Here is a 14,134-nt window from a genome sequence, read left to right as displayed (position 1 = left end):
TTTTTACTCACCAGATTATATTATATTCAATAAGTTTGATGTAAAACAGAAAAAGGAGGAATAATAATGAGCAATAAGAAGTTTATTTTGAAATTATTCATATGTAGTATGATATTTATCACATCTGTATTTGCTTTACATGATAAGCAAGTCGTTGCAGCTAGTTCTGTTATTGAACTTGAAAATTGGTCAAAATGGATGCAACCTATACCTGATAACATCCCGTTAGCACGAATTTCAATTCCAGGAACACATGATAGTGGTACGTTCAAATTACAAAATCCAATAAAGCAAGTATGGGGAATGACGCAAGAGTATGATTTTCGTTATCAAATGGATCATGGAGCTCGCATTTTTGATATAAGAGGCCGTTTAACAGATGATAATACGATAGTTCTTCATCATGGGCCATTATTTCTTTATGTAACACTGCATGAATTCATAAACGAAGCGAAACAATTTTTAAAAGATAACCCAAGTGAAACAATTATTATGTCTTTAAAAAAAGAGTATGAGGATATGAAAGGGGCAGAAGGTTCATTTAGTAATACGTTTGAAAAAAATTATTTTGTTGATCCTATCTTTTTAAAAACAGAAGGAAATATAAAACTTGGAGATGCTCGAGGGAAAATTGTACTACTAAAAAGATATAGTGGTAGTAATGAATCTGGAGGGTATAATAATTTTTATTGGCCAGATAATGAGACGTTTACGACAACTGTAAATCAAAATATAAATGTAACAGTACAAGATAAATATAAAGTGAGTTATGATGAGAAAGTAAAATCTATTAAAGAGACGATAAATGAAACGATTAACAATAGTGAGGATTTAAATCATCTATATATTAATTTTACAAGCTTGTCTTCTGGTGGTACAGCATGGAATAGTCCATATTATTATGCCTCTTATATAAATCCCGAAATTGCGGCATATATTAAACAAGAGGATCCCAAAAGAGTTGGTTGGGTGATCCAAGATTATGTTAGTGATAAGTGGTCACCGATTCTCTATCAAGAAGTTATAAGAACTAATAAGTCACTTTAAGTTTCACCATAATTTCATAGAAACAATGTAACGCTATTAAAAGTCTTGTGGAATTCCCATAAGACTTTTTAGTATTTAATATTATGAGAATCAAAGTTCTTTGAATAGGTTTATATAGTTAATATAATAATTTAATACGGTTATAAAATCGACACGAAAAAAATTGTCGATAAATGTCGATTAATATTGTAATATAAAACATATAAGTGTAATATACAGATGAGGTGGATTTATTGTCTTTTATTAAAAATAGTAAAATTGGAACGAAATTAAATGTGTTAGTCATTATATCGAGTTTGGCGTGCATCATGTTATCTTCTCTGGGGTTTCTAGGGCTTCAAAAAGGTGAAAATACATCTTCTAGTATGTATGACGAAAGGCTATTACCAATTGAATGGATAGGAACTGTAGAATCAAATTTTTACCATGTGAATATGAATTTTATGGAGATTATGATATCGAAAGATGAAAAAAGAATGAAAGAACTAATAACAGAAATGGATAAGACTAGGAAAGAAAATGATGAGTTATTAAAACAATTTGAAACTAGAATTAGTTCTCATAAAGAAAAGGGCTTGTATAATGCATTTCAAAGTCAATTCAAAGATTTAAGAATACAAATGAAGAAAGCACAGGACTTGGGACTGACTAATAATGAAGAAGCGTATAGCTATTATTTAAAAGAAATTGAGCCTAATATGGGAAAAACAATTCAGTCTATCCGTGAACTTATTTTATATAATAATACCGCGGCTGAACAACTACAAAAAGAGAATATCAATAGTGTGAAAAATACGATAATAACATTTGTAATTATTTCATTTGTTGGAATCATAATAATTATTTTTATTGGTTTTATAATAAAAAATGTTATAAAAAAACCAATTGTATTATTACAAAAAGATATGGAACGAGTATCTGCTGGAGATTTAACAATTCGAACTTTTTATAAATCCGAGAACGAATTAGGCCATATTGTACAATCCTTTAATAGTATGTTAGATAACTTGCAACAATTAGTCGGTCAGGTGAAGGTTACAGCGAAAGAAGTGATTATTTCAACTGAAAATATGTTACAAGAGACAAAAACGGCAGCACATATATCAAACGAGGTTGTTCGAACTACTTCTGAAATAAATAAAGAAATAGAGGGACAAGTGACTAGTATTCAAGAAAGTTCAACTTCGATGGAAGAAATTGCAACTGGAGTTCAAACAGTAGCTGAATCTTCAGCGATGGTTGCTGAAGTTGCTGTTACAACAATAGACCAAGCAAATTCTGGTAGTGAAGTTATAAAACAATCTATTCGTCAAATGAATAGTGTGAATGAAGTTGTTGAAGAAACTTCTAAGGTCATTGATAGACTTGTTACGCGGACACAACAAATTGAAGAAGCGCTAGATGTTATTACTAATATTGCAGAACAAACGAATTTACTGGCCTTAAACGCTGCAATTGAGGCAGCACGCGCCGGAGAAAATGGAAAAGGATTTGCAGTAGTTGCAGCTGAAGTAAGAGGTCTGGCTGAGAAATCTAAAACATCTGTAAATGATATAAATAATTTAATACGTTTTATACATCAAGATACACAGGATACAGTTCATGTAATGAAAAAAGGTCAACAACAGGCTAGTGGTGGTAAAGAAGCGGCACATAAGGCAGAACTCGCTTTTTCATCTATTATGCAAGATATTAATAGAATAACGTCCCAAATTCAAGAAGTGTCTGCTGCCACAGAAGAAATGTCTGCTGGGACAGAAGAAGTGAATGCCTCTTTATCAATAGTTTCTGAAACTGCAACACAAGTCGCACAAGAAACGAATCGAACGGTACAATCAATTCAAGCACAAGCCACATTGATTCAAGAAATAACGACGAAATCTAATGAAATGAAAAAGAAAGTCGAAAATTTAGAAATGCTCATTTCACAATTCATTATTGAAGAATAAGTTTGTTAACATTTATCAGTAGTATAAACTTTAAGATACTCAATATAGTGCTGCGTTGCACAATTTGAAAAAGGACCTTCATAGGTTCTTTTTTTGTAAATGGTGTGAATGCTATGTTTAATTATAGTGAAAAACAGAAACTTATTATATAATAATTATTTAAATTTGTACCTACAAATTTTATATGTAATAATGAATTTGATTTATTCTAATGAAATGGAGGTATATACTATGAAGTTTCCACATGATTTTTTATTCGGAGCTGCTTCAGCTTCTTATCAAGTAGAAGGTGCATGGAATGAGGATGGAAAAGGTGTTACGAATTGGGATGAGTTTTCAAAAATTCCTGGCAAAACATACAATGGAACAAATGGTGATGTAGCGGTTGATCATTATCATCGATATAAGGAAGATGTTCGTTTAATGGCTGAGATGGGATTGGAATCATATCGTTTTTCGATTTCTTGGGCGAGAATATTGCCGACTGGAGATGGAGAGGTAAATGAAAAAGGCATTAAATTTTATAACAATTTAATTGATGAATGTTTAAAGTACGGGATTGTACCGTTTGTCACTTTATATCATTGGGATCTACCATTACCGTTAGAAAAGGATGGTGGGTGGACGAATAAACGAACAGCAGATGCTTTTGTAAAGTATGCCGAAATTTGCTTTAAGGCATTTGGTGATAGAGTGAAACATTGGATTACTTTTAATGAAACCGTAATGTTTTGTGGATTAGGCTATTTAAAAGGTGCACATCCACCAGGAATACAAAATGATGTTCCAAAGTATTTTCAAGCGACTCATTATGTATTTTATGCGCATGCGAAAACAGTTGCGGTGTACAAGCAGCTGAAACAATATGGGGAGATTGGGATTACACATGTTTTCTTACCTGCTTATAGTGTGGATGATGAAAAAGAAAATATACTAGCAGCAAATCATGCGAATGAATATGAAACGTATTGGTATTATGATCCAGTTTTAAAAGGTGAGTACCCACCTTATGTTGTTCAACAATTAAAGGAAAAAGGGTGGACTCCTAATTGGACGGTTGAAGAATTAGAAATCATTAAACAAAATGCCGAAAAGAATGATTTTATTGGCTTGAATTATTATCAACCAATACGAATAGAAAGATACGATATGGATATAAAGAGCGATGAGCATTCTCGAGAAAACTCAACACTTGCTCCAGGTAATCCTTCTTTTGATGGTTTTTATCGAACAGTAAAAATGGATGATAAAACATATACAAAATGGGGATGGGAAATATCTCCCGAAGGTTTCTTAGATGGATTGCATATGTTGAAAGAGCGTTACGGTGACATAAAGATGTATGTAACGGAAAATGGACTTGGTGATGAAGATCCAATCATTGAAGGAGAAGTTGTAGATGTTCCGAGAATTAAATTTATTGAAAAGCATTTAAAAATAATAAAGCGTGCAATTGAAGAGGGAATCAATTTAAAAGGTTATTATGCATGGTCAGTAATTGATTTATTAAGTTGGTTAAATGGATATAAAAAGCAATATGGCTTTATTTTTGTCGATCATAATGATAACTTAAAACGTAAGAAAAAACTTTCGTTTCATTGGTATAAACATGTGATCGAAACGAGAGGAGAAGAGTTATAACAGATAAAAGAGTATTTTAGGAGAAAGTGTATGAGTGCAAAGTATAAACAAATTGCAGATGTGTTAGAGCAAAACATTCGAGATGGGCTTTTTAATGAAACGAAAAAACTACCTACAGAAGAAGCGTTGATGAATCGATTTGAAGTAAGCCGTAATACGATACGTAAAGTAAGTAGCCAGCTTGTAAATAGAGGTTATATTTTTCAAGTGCAAGGTAGTGGTATGTTTTTACGCGAAACTTCTGTAACAGATTACATTAATTTAGGAAGTTTACGTGGATTAACGAAAAATCTCGTTTCGCAAAATATTAAAACGAGAGTGTTAGAGCTTGAAGTAATAGATGCGGATGAAGATATAGCAAAGCGGATGCAATGCGAAGCTGGAACTAGAATATATTTTTTGAAGCGTTTAAGAATTGTAGATGGTAAACCATTCTCTATTGAAGTAAGTTATTTCAAAAAGGATATTATTCCATATTTGAATAAAGAAATAGCATTAAGCTCTGTATACAGTTATTTCATTGAAGATTTACGATTAAATATTGGCTTTGCCGATAAAGTTATTAGTTGTGAAAAAGTAAATAAAGAAAACGCGCAGCTGTTAGAATTAAATGAAGGTGAGCCGGCGCTTCTTATTGAAAATACAGTATGTCTTGTAAACGGGACAATTTTCGAGTTATCTCAATCGATGTTTCATTATGAAAAGACTAAACTTTTAAATCGAATTAATTTCAAATAAAAAAAGAAAATAATTTATCGTGTGAAAAGCAACTGAGTCCAAAGTGATCAGTTGTTTTTTATTTTCAAAGTGGATGAGCAAAAAAACACAAAAGTGGTTGGTCCGTTTTTTGCAAACATACATTATGATAAGAGAAGAAAGGTAGTATGTTATTAATGTTTTAAAGAGGAAGTTCTTTATTAAAATAGATTGTCTTTAGAGAGGTGAAAATACAATGAGTTTTGCAATTTCACTAGTGGTTATTATTGTAATTGTATCGCTGTTTGGGACCGTGCTAGTTGCACGAAATGTGGAGGAGAATTACGGCAAGTCTACAAAGAGAAATGTGAAAAACTTATCAACTATTTATATTCTCCTTCTTTTCGTACTACTTGTTGGGGTAACGTGGTATGCGGTAGTGATTTAATAGTTTTGAAAGAAAAAGGTTAATATTGTGTATGATGGAGGAGTATGATTTTGATAAAAAATGAACGCCACGTTTTAATTGTATTTCCGCATCCAGATGATGAGTCATATTGCGTGGCAGGTACAATTTTAGCTTATGCGCAGCGAAATGTTCCTCTTACTTATGTTTGCTTAACGTTAGGGGAAATGGGGAGGACGATGGGAAATCCTCCTTTTGCAACACGTGAATCATTATATGTTATAAGAGAGAAGGAACTAAAGAGGGCTACAAATATTTTAGGGATTAAAGATGTACGTATGATGGGATATCGTGATAAAATCCTGGAATTTGAAACTCCCGGAGAGTTAAGATGTGTAATACAAAAATGTGTAGAAGAATTGAATCCTTCGTTAGTCATTTCTTTTTATCCGGGATATGCGGTTCATCCAGATCATGATGCAACAGGAGAAGCGGTAGCAGAGGTGTTAGCTAATATTCCGGAATATAAAAGGCCAACATTTTATGCGGTAGCTTTTTCGAAGAATCATGAAGCGGAAATAGGTCCTCCGCATTTTAAAAATGAAGTGAAAGAATATGTTCCCAAAAAGTTAGAGGCATTGCAAGCACATGCATCACAATTTGCGACGAAAGTAACGGAACTAAAAAGAGAGTATGAAGAAGGTGTACCGGAAATAGTAGAGTGGTTAGAAAAGGAACCATTTTGGATATATTCATTCAAAGATAAGAGTAAGTGACGTTATAGCTGAAGGTGATGAATATGTATTTTGAATATAATAATTGGAAAATTTCTTACAATATAGAAGGGTCGGGCCCTGTTATATTGTTAATACACGGTCTTGGTGGGAACGCAAACAATTGGCTATATCAAAGGCAATATTTCAAAGAGAATTGGACGGTGATTTCTCTTGATTTACCGGGGCATGGGAAATCTGAAGGGCTGGAAATCCCTTTTAAAGAATATACAAATGTTTTGTATGAGTTATGCAGTTATTTAAAGCTACAAAAAGTAGTTATGTGTGGTCTTTCAAAAGGAGCTAGAGTCGGTATCGATTTTGCTATTCAATATCCAGGCTTTGTTTCTAGCTTAATTGTTGTAAATGCATTTCCCTATTTGGAGCCTGAAGATCGAAAAGAACGAATTGAAGTATATGATTTACTTAGCTTGCACGATGACGGAAAAACATGGGCGGATACATTATTGAAGGCGATGGGAGTAGCAGATAATGAAGTAATTGTCAGGGGATTTTATCAATCTTTACAGTCAATTAATTCGGTGCATATTCAAAGGTTATTTGCTGAATTAGTGGACTATGATCAAAGACCGTTTCTATCAAATATTTCATGTCCTATTTTAATTATAAGAGGGGAAAATGATGATTTTGTCCCTGAGAAATATGTAAGAGAGTTTGAACGACATTTGAAAAATACAACTTTCATTGAGTTGAAAAGTAGTGGTCACTTACCTTATTTAAAACAGCCGACTAGCTTTAATAGGACTGTAAAAATGTTTTTAAATCATGCGCTTAATTAATACTATTATTACAGTCAATACTGTTAGTAGGAAATCAAGTATATTTCGTTTTGAGAGGGGCAAGAAGGTGGAATGGAAACCAAATCGTGCAGATAAGACGCCTGTATATAAACAAATAGCGGATTATATTGAAAGGGGTATTTCTTCAGGTGAGTTTCCTTCTGACAGCAAGTTACCTTCTGAGCGTACGTTAGCGAAAGAATTACAGGTGAACCGAAGTACGATAGTAGCTGCATATGAAGAATTAAAATCACTGGGAGTAGTAGAACGGCAAAAAGGAAGCGGAACACGGGTAAATACAGACATATGGGGTGTTTCACATAAACGAATACCGAACTGGGGTAGGTACGTTGAGGATGGATCGTTCTTACCTAATGTACCACTCGTTCAACAAATTAGAACGGAAACACAAAAAGATGACTTAATTAATTTAGCGAGTGGTGAATTGTCACCAGAATTAATTCCGAGTGATAGATTCCGAACGATTTTGTCGGAGAAAACATTTATGGGGAACCTCGGTTATGACCATCCACTTGGAAATGAAATGTTGAGAAAAACAATTGCAGCACATGTTCAGCAATATAAACAAATTGAAGCGGATTCGAATTCTATCCTTATTACATCTGGCGCACAACAGGCACTTAATCTTATCGTTCAATGCTTATTAAAACCTGGCGATGCGATTGCAATTGAGGACCCTTCGTATTGTTTCTCATTGCCGATGTTTAAATCCGCTGGCTTAAAAATATTCCATTTACCTGTTGATCAGTATGGAATGAATCCAGATGATTTAATTGATTTGCATAAAAAGCATCGTATTCGTATGGTGTTTTTGAATCCAGATTATCAAAATCCAACGGGAACTGTGCTTTCATTGGCGAGACGTAAAAAAATTTTAGAACTGTCTTCTGAATTTGGGATACCGATTGTAGAAGATGATCCGTATAGTTTAACTTCATTTAATGGAGAAGTGAATCCAACATTAAAATCAATGGATCAAAACGGGAATGTTCTTTATATAAGTTCATTATCAAAAATTGTTGCATCAGGATTACGTATTGGCTGGGTAATTGGCCCTACACGTGTAATAGAACGTTTAGCAGATGCGAAGCAGCAAGTTGATTTTGGCCATAGTGTATTTACGCAGTGGGTGGCAAATCAGTTTTTAGAATCAGCAGATTTTCATGCACATATTGCAATGCTTCGTGAACAATTGAAAGAAAGAAGAGATGTGTTAATTAGAAAGCTCGAAGAAATATTGGGGGACCAGGTTGAATTTTTTGTTCCAGAGGGTGGAATACATTTATGGTGCAAAGTGCAAGGAACGTTTGATGAATATCATTTATTAGGCGAATCTATACGAAATGGTGTAGCGTTTGTCCCAGGAAGTGTTTTAGGTACTAAAAGTGAATATATTCGTTTTACTTTTGGAAGAGTAGATGTCGAACAAATTCAACTGGGAATCACGAGGTTTGCGGAAACATTAAACGAGATTTCATAATAGTGATGCATATTGAAATGAGGGAAAGAAATGAAGTACGTGACGCTTTTACTTCAAGTAGGCGTGCTATATGTATTTAGCTTAGTTGGTACGTGGATTCAGGAAGTATTCCATTTATCAATGCCAGGAAGTTTAATAGGGATGTTAATGCTGTTTTTACTCCTTGCTACTCGTATTTTACCATTAAAGTGGTTTGAGGAAGGTGCGGAAAAGTTAATTATATTTTTACCGTTATTTCTAATTCCTTCGACAACAGGGCTGATGGAATATGGGTCTTTTCTTTTCAGTAAGGGGAGTGTTATATTCCTTTTAGTAGTTGCAAGCACAATAGTAACATTGATTGTTTCAGGGTATATAAGTCAATTATTAGTAGCATCAAAAAAATAAAATCGACAAGGTGCAAGATGCAAATGGTCTTAATTATTATTACTGTAGTAATGTATGTATTGGCGACAAAGTTATATAAAAAAATTCCGTTTCCATTTACGTTACCGGTGTTAACAGTTACAGCAAGTATGATTTGCTTATTTCTGATTTTGGGTATTTCTCATCATGAGTATAGAGAAAATGGGGGAGACATTCTTTCCGGCTTATTGAGTCCTGCAATTGTAGCGTTAGCGATACCTTTATTTAAAGAGCGAAATATACTTATGAAAAATTTTTTGTCGATACTTATCGGCGTAGCGGTAGGTATAGTGGCTTTAACGAGTATGAATGTAGTGATAGGCGGAATGTTAAATATAGATAAGGAACTCATATTAACAACACTGCCGCAATTAGCGACGATGCCTATCGCCATTTCATTAGCGGATCAAATTGGTGGTATTCCATCTATGACTTCTAGTTTTGTAGTTGTAGCAGGAATAACAGGTGCTATTATCGGACCAACAGTACTTAAGTTTTTCCGTATAACAAGTACGATTGGAAAAGGAGTGGGGATGGGCTGCGCATCACATATTATTGGTGTGAGCCGTCTCGTGAAGGAAGGCGAGAAAGAGGCGACGATCGGTTCAGTGACGATGATTGTAACCGGAATACTCATTAGTATATTTATACCTTATGGAACGAAATTTATATTTTAAAATATAATGGAGATGATGAAAATGACAACATGGTTTATAGTTACATTATTTATTTTTGGCGCTCTTAAAGTACTAGTTTCTAGTATGCCAACTTCTGTTGTAGAATCAATTATTAGTAGATTTGAATTGCATCAAAAACTTGAAGAAGAGAATACCTCTATATCGATAGATGGAAAAAATATAGTGGGAGAAATGAAACTACAAGTTATTCATGAATTTAATGAGGCTTTATTTTTAGATAAACATTATTTCCCACCGCACGGGGAAGGAACACCAATCGTTATTAATACGAAGAAAGGGAATAAAGAGATTAGATTTTCTCTGTATAGCCATGAGGAACATGTTGATGTAATCAAGCAATATAAGAAGAAAATCGTTGCCTATCGTTTACGTTCAAAAAGTCTTCAAAATCCTATATCATTAACAATAACTGAAGATTATGCTTAAGAAGAGATCGATTATGGTCTCTTTATTTTTGTATGAAATGATATGTTTTCAAAATAAAAGAAAAGAAAATCATATAGCCAAATAAAGAGTATGTATGATTCCAATCTACGCTATGAATAAAGAAACCGAATCTTTCTGCAATCTGTTCAAAAATACTAGCACAAATACCTATTGAAACAATAAATAAAATTCTAGAAACTGCAGATAATGTTTTTGAAATTTGTATGAAAAGCGTTGTTAAAATCGGTAGTACAAACAAAGTAAAGCCAATGTTAACTGAAAATATGGATGAGAATGGTCTAACGGGAAAGGAATAGATTTGTTTTGCAACAAAGAAAGCATCTAAGCAAGTGCCGATAATAGAAGAGAGTAAGATTGTAACTGCTAATGCTAGAAAATCATTCTTCTTCTCGAAGGAGGACGTTTTTCTTTGCAAGAATTGCCAACTCAATTTTTTCGAGTGTTTTACAGTAGTCTTCTGTAATTTGTCCATTTATATTTTCCTCCTTATCTACTAAGTAATTTACAACTTGCCAGTCCGTAAACCAATCTTCACTGTCAACTTCTTCATGCTTCATATCTCGCCATGCATAGATAAGTGCAGGACTGTATATACGATAGGTGCCAGTACGCAACTGGCATTTCTTTATTCGACGTTTATAAAACTCACGGGAAAAAGATTCATTTACACTTGAGAATAAATGGGGCCAGTAATCTTTCCTTGATCCTGTATGCGGATGGTGCTGGGCCCAGCTTATTATTTGAGATAAAACATGTGTGTCTCGAAATAATAATGAATACAACCTTTTTCCAATTAAGATTCGTTCGTGTAAGGAAGTAAAATGTTTCATTGTATCACCAAATAGTAATACTTTGTGTTTCTTATCATTTTCGTAGAATGGGAAAAGGATATGATTAAACTGAAAGAAATCAAAGAGTTTAAATCCAATACTATTAAGTACAGTCTTTTTAAATTGTATATTTTGAATCACTCTTTTTTCTAAGTAGTTTTGTTCATTAATAATAGTTGCAATAGCTAATGTTTTTTTGTTACCTGTTTTCCAAAAATCGTTCCACATCGTTTCCATAAATGTAGAAACATTTAGGTGAGGGAGAAGGTGAAATAGCTTTTGTGCTCTTTTTACACTTTGTTCATAAAGCAGAAATTGAGGATATACATCTTGGAAAATAAGCCAATTTCCTCTTTCTAAAAAAGAAAAAAATGTGATTTGATCTTTCTCTGATAAAATTTTCGTATATAAATCGCCCTTTAAATCAGTCATATTCCAACCGCCGTTACGTGATACCATATGCCCAAGTAGTGCCCAATGTATTTCTGGATATTGAATGTAAAATTGGTAGTATGCGCGTGTTCTTGTCACATTATTTTTATTTAGTTGTTCTGTTTGTATTTTTATGTTGTTGATGATGAGTTGCTCTTCTTTCGTTAATTTATACATCGTGCCAGAATGTATGAGTTTGCTTTTTTGTTTTAATTCATTTTTTACATCAAATAGGGAGAGAGGCAGTGCTTTGGAAGGTCCGTTATCTGTATGATTTGAATTGCTTCGGTACATTCCGTTACCTCCATTTTTCATAAATTTAAACATGATTATTGGCTATGAATCATTCTATTTATTTTATTACGAGTATAAGAAATAAATGAGCGGTGTTTTTTACAAAGGTTTAGTTATCATGCAAAAAGTATAAAAAATCTTACTGTTGTGAGGTGAAATAAAAAAACAGAAACTATTTTTAATAGTTCCTGTTTTTTTATTTTGTCAATTAAATGTAACAAACGACGATTATGATTTAAATCAATTGAAAATATTTCAATAAATTTTATAAATACTATATGAATTGAAATGTTTGGTAGGAGGAAAAGAGATGCTGAATAAAATAATTTTAATTACTGGTGGTACAGGTTCGTGGGGACATGAACTTATAAAACAACTATTAGAAAAATCCCCGAAAGAAATTAGGGTTTTTTCAAGAAATGAAACGGTTCAGTTTGAAATGCAGCAACAGTTTATAAATGATGATAGGTTAAAATTTATTATTGGAGATATTCGTGATAAAGATCAAATAGCCTATGCATGCCAAGGTGTACATTATGTATTCCATCTTGCAGCTTTAAAACATGTTCCAGTATGTGAGTATTATCCTTATGAAGCTATAAAAACTAATATACATGGTACACAAAATGTAATTGAAGCATCTATACAGATGCAAGTTGAGAAAGTTATATATGTTTCAACGGATAAAGCAGCTGACCCATCAAATACGTATGGGATGACAAAAGCAATTGGTGAGAAGTTAATGGTTCATGCGAATATGCAAACGAAGAAAACAAAATTTATTTGTGTTCGTGGTGGAAATGTTTTAGGGACGAGCGGAAGTGTGGTACCACTTTTTAAAAACCAAATTAAAAAATCTTCACAAGTAGGGATTACCGATGCAAATATGACTAGATTTTTCTTAACGATTGAAGATGCTGTTGGATTGTTATTTAAAGCCGTATATCAAGGTAGAGGTGGAGAAATCTTTGTCATGAAAATGCCAGCATGTAAAATAACAGATTTAGCAGAAGTGTTAATTGAAGATTCAAAAAAAGAAAACGTGAAGTTAAAAGAGATAGGGATAAGGCCGGGTGAAAAATTAAGTGAAATGCTTTTATCTGAGGTAGAGAGTAAAACAAGTATAAGCTTTGATCAAAATTATTTTGTGGTACTACCGACTATTCCTATAGAAGGGCTGCAAGAATATTATACTAGTTATCCGCTAGTAGATGTGAAGAGTTTTAGTTCTCAACAAGACTTACTTGCAAAACACGAGGTGAAACAAATGTTATTAAAAGGAGGGTTTTTACGATGAAAAAAAATGCGAAGCTCTTAATAACTGGTGCAAATGGCTTCACAGGACGCCATGCTTGTCAATATTTTTTAGAGCAGGGTTTTCATGTAATTCCCATGTTTCAAAATCGTGCGCATAGAGAAATAATTGGGAATGGTATTACTTGTAATTTAACTAATAAGAGCGAAGTAATGAAGGTAATGAAACAAATAAAGCCAGATTATGTATTGCATTTAGCAGGAAAGAATTCGGTCATAGAGTCTTGGACAGCCGCTCTTGAATATGTAGAGATTAATGTAATAGGGACATTATATTTATTAGAAGCAATTAAGCAAGAAGCACCTCATTGTAGGATATTGGTTATAGGATCTGCTTTGCAAGCAGATAGTATGAACAAAATAAAAATTTCAAATCCATATAGTTTAAGTAAAACGATGCAAATCATTATTGCAGAGGCGTGGAGTGAATTAATGAATTCAAATATTATCATTGCAAAGCCCTCGAATTTAATTGGTCCAGGAGTATCGAATGGTATTTGTTCTATTCTTGCAAAAAAAATGATAACTATAGAGTCGAACAAAAGTGAAGCAATTATTGAAGTAAACAGTTTGAAAGATAGTAGGGATTTTCTAGATGTACGTGATGCGGTTAAAGCGTATCATGTGTTATTACGAGATGGGATAAATGGAAAACAATATAATGTCGGGTCAGGAGTGAAACGATCTTTATTAGATGTACTAGAACAATACAAAGAATTAACACAGCTGAATTTTTCCATAAAAGAAGCCGAGCATAGTGGGAGCGAATCAAATGAGAGTTTAGTAATAGAGGATATAAAAAGGTTAGGTTGGGTCCCAGAAATTCAATTCCATCAATCATTAAAAGATGTACTCGAGTATGCGAAGTGTAGTGAAATCTGCATTCAATGAAAAATAAAAA

At 33.2% G+C, this 14,134-nt stretch carries 15 protein-coding genes; 13 read left to right on the top strand and 2 right to left on the bottom strand.

The window, feature by feature from the left end; genetic code table 11:
- Nucleotides 1-66: 66 nt before the first annotated feature.
- From ILS93_RS06245 to ILS93_RS06195, 11 genes are all read left to right on the top strand, one after another.
- A complete protein-coding gene (locus ILS93_RS06245) occupies nucleotides 67-1,047 on the top strand; it encodes a phosphatidylinositol-specific phospholipase C (RefSeq protein ID WP_064475043.1) in 981 nt (326 codons plus the stop codon).
- Nucleotides 1,048-1,280: 233 nt separating this feature from the next.
- A complete protein-coding gene (locus ILS93_RS06240; protein ID WP_098111125.1) occupies nucleotides 1,281-2,996 on the top strand; it encodes a methyl-accepting chemotaxis protein in 1,716 nt (571 codons plus the stop codon).
- Nucleotides 2,997-3,227: 231 nt separating this feature from the next.
- Entirely contained in the window at nucleotides 3,228-4,637 is a 1,410-nt protein-coding gene (locus ILS93_RS06235; RefSeq protein ID WP_222660179.1) for a glycoside hydrolase family 1 protein, read from the top strand.
- Nucleotides 4,638-4,667: 30 nt separating this feature from the next.
- Entirely contained in the window at nucleotides 4,668-5,375 is a 708-nt protein-coding gene (locus tag ILS93_RS06230; protein ID WP_064469403.1) for a GntR family transcriptional regulator, read from the top strand.
- Between the two features lie 214 nt (nucleotides 5,376-5,589).
- Nucleotides 5,590-5,781 (top strand): hypothetical protein, encoded by a 192-nt coding sequence (locus tag ILS93_RS06225; RefSeq protein WP_000006469.1) that lies wholly within the window; start codon nucleotides 5,590-5,592, stop codon nucleotides 5,779-5,781.
- A gap of 53 nt (nucleotides 5,782-5,834) precedes the next feature.
- A complete protein-coding gene (bshB2, locus tag ILS93_RS06220; protein WP_064469420.1) occupies nucleotides 5,835-6,515 on the top strand; it encodes a bacillithiol biosynthesis deacetylase BshB2 in 681 nt (226 codons plus the stop codon).
- 23 nt (nucleotides 6,516-6,538) lie between these two features.
- Nucleotides 6,539-7,312, top strand: a complete 774-nt coding sequence (locus ILS93_RS06215) for an alpha/beta fold hydrolase (RefSeq protein WP_222660177.1) — start codon at nucleotides 6,539-6,541, stop codon at nucleotides 7,310-7,312.
- A 67-nt stretch (nucleotides 7,313-7,379) separates the two neighbouring features.
- Nucleotides 7,380-8,813 (top strand): MocR-like pyridoxine biosynthesis transcription factor PdxR, encoded by a 1,434-nt coding sequence (gene pdxR, locus ILS93_RS06210; protein ID WP_064469404.1) that lies wholly within the window; start codon nucleotides 7,380-7,382, stop codon nucleotides 8,811-8,813.
- A 30-nt stretch (nucleotides 8,814-8,843) separates the two neighbouring features.
- A complete protein-coding gene (locus ILS93_RS06205) occupies nucleotides 8,844-9,200 on the top strand; it encodes a CidA/LrgA family holin-like protein (protein ID WP_000878487.1) in 357 nt (118 codons plus the stop codon).
- 23 nt (nucleotides 9,201-9,223) lie between these two features.
- The gene (locus ILS93_RS06200; protein WP_048545914.1) at nucleotides 9,224-9,895 is read left to right on the top strand and encodes an LrgB family protein; all 672 of its coding nucleotides are present in this window, start codon (nucleotides 9,224-9,226) and stop codon (nucleotides 9,893-9,895) included.
- Nucleotides 9,896-9,916: 21 nt separating this feature from the next.
- Nucleotides 9,917-10,342 carry a YfmQ family protein gene (locus ILS93_RS06195; RefSeq protein WP_064469405.1) on the top strand — a complete coding sequence of 142 codons (426 nt, stop codon included), beginning with the start codon at nucleotides 9,917-9,919 and terminating at the stop codon, nucleotides 10,340-10,342.
- 22 nt (nucleotides 10,343-10,364) lie between these two features.
- On the opposite strand, the gene ILS93_RS06190 is transcribed toward ILS93_RS06195, so the two are convergent.
- Together ILS93_RS06190 and ILS93_RS06185 are read right to left on the bottom strand one after the other, a co-directional pair.
- Nucleotides 10,365-10,778, bottom strand: a complete 414-nt coding sequence (locus ILS93_RS06190; RefSeq protein ID WP_222660175.1) for a CBO0543 family protein — start codon at nucleotides 10,776-10,778, stop codon at nucleotides 10,365-10,367.
- Nucleotides 10,741-11,919, bottom strand: coding sequence for a DUF2515 domain-containing protein (locus tag ILS93_RS06185; protein WP_064469407.1), 1,179 nt, complete (start codon nucleotides 11,917-11,919; stop codon nucleotides 10,741-10,743). The genes ILS93_RS06190 and ILS93_RS06185 overlap by 38 nt, the downstream gene beginning before the upstream one ends.
- Before the next feature lie 310 nt (nucleotides 11,920-12,229).
- Here ILS93_RS06185 and ILS93_RS06180 point away from each other — a divergent pair, with 310 nt between their 5' ends.
- Nucleotides 12,230-13,216 (top strand): UDP-N-acetylglucosamine 4,6-dehydratase family protein, encoded by a 987-nt coding sequence (locus ILS93_RS06180; protein WP_064475047.1) that lies wholly within the window; start codon nucleotides 12,230-12,232, stop codon nucleotides 13,214-13,216.
- On the top strand, nucleotides 13,213-14,124 hold the full coding sequence (locus ILS93_RS06175) for an SDR family oxidoreductase (protein WP_064469409.1): 912 nt from the start codon (nucleotides 13,213-13,215) through the stop codon (nucleotides 14,122-14,124). Before ILS93_RS06180 ends, ILS93_RS06175 begins: the two co-directional genes overlap by 4 nt.
- The last annotated feature ends 10 nt before the right edge of the window (nucleotides 14,125-14,134 follow it).

It is taken from the genome of Bacillus sp. 16GRE42, from assembly GCF_019837435.1.
In the GTDB taxonomy this organism is placed as follows: Bacteria; Bacillota; Bacilli; order Bacillales; family Bacillaceae_G; genus Bacillus_A; species Bacillus_A wiedmannii.
The sequence above is the reverse complement of the archived record's forward strand: the minus strand, read 5'-3'. Positions and strand labels throughout refer to the sequence as shown.

Bases quoted from the DNA above. Each gene is read 5' to 3' on its own strand.
- ILS93_RS06235 (WP_222660179.1), top strand. From the start codon at position 3,228: ATGAAGTTTCCACATGATTTTTTATTCGGAGCTGCTTCAGCTTCTTAT.
- ILS93_RS06215 (WP_222660177.1), top strand. From the start codon at position 6,539: ATGTATTTTGAATATAATAATTGGAAAATTTCTTACAATATAGAAGGG.
- ILS93_RS06205 (WP_000878487.1), top strand. From the start codon at position 8,844: ATGAAGTACGTGACGCTTTTACTTCAAGTAGGCGTGCTATATGTATTT.
- ILS93_RS06230 (WP_064469403.1), top strand. From the start codon at position 4,668: ATGAGTGCAAAGTATAAACAAATTGCAGATGTGTTAGAGCAAAACATT.
- ILS93_RS06225 (WP_000006469.1), top strand. From the start codon at position 5,590: ATGAGTTTTGCAATTTCACTAGTGGTTATTATTGTAATTGTATCGCTG.
- ILS93_RS06175 (WP_064469409.1), top strand. From the start codon at position 13,213: ATGAAAAAAAATGCGAAGCTCTTAATAACTGGTGCAAATGGCTTCACA.
- ILS93_RS06245 (WP_064475043.1), top strand. From the start codon at position 67: ATGAGCAATAAGAAGTTTATTTTGAAATTATTCATATGTAGTATGATA.
- ILS93_RS06185 (WP_064469407.1), bottom strand. From the start codon at position 11,919: ATGTACCGAAGCAATTCAAATCATACAGATAACGGACCTTCCAAAGCA.
- ILS93_RS06195 (WP_064469405.1), top strand. From the start codon at position 9,917: ATGACAACATGGTTTATAGTTACATTATTTATTTTTGGCGCTCTTAAA.
- ILS93_RS06180 (WP_064475047.1), top strand. From the start codon at position 12,230: ATGCTGAATAAAATAATTTTAATTACTGGTGGTACAGGTTCGTGGGGA.
- ILS93_RS06200 (WP_048545914.1), top strand. From the start codon at position 9,224: ATGGTCTTAATTATTATTACTGTAGTAATGTATGTATTGGCGACAAAG.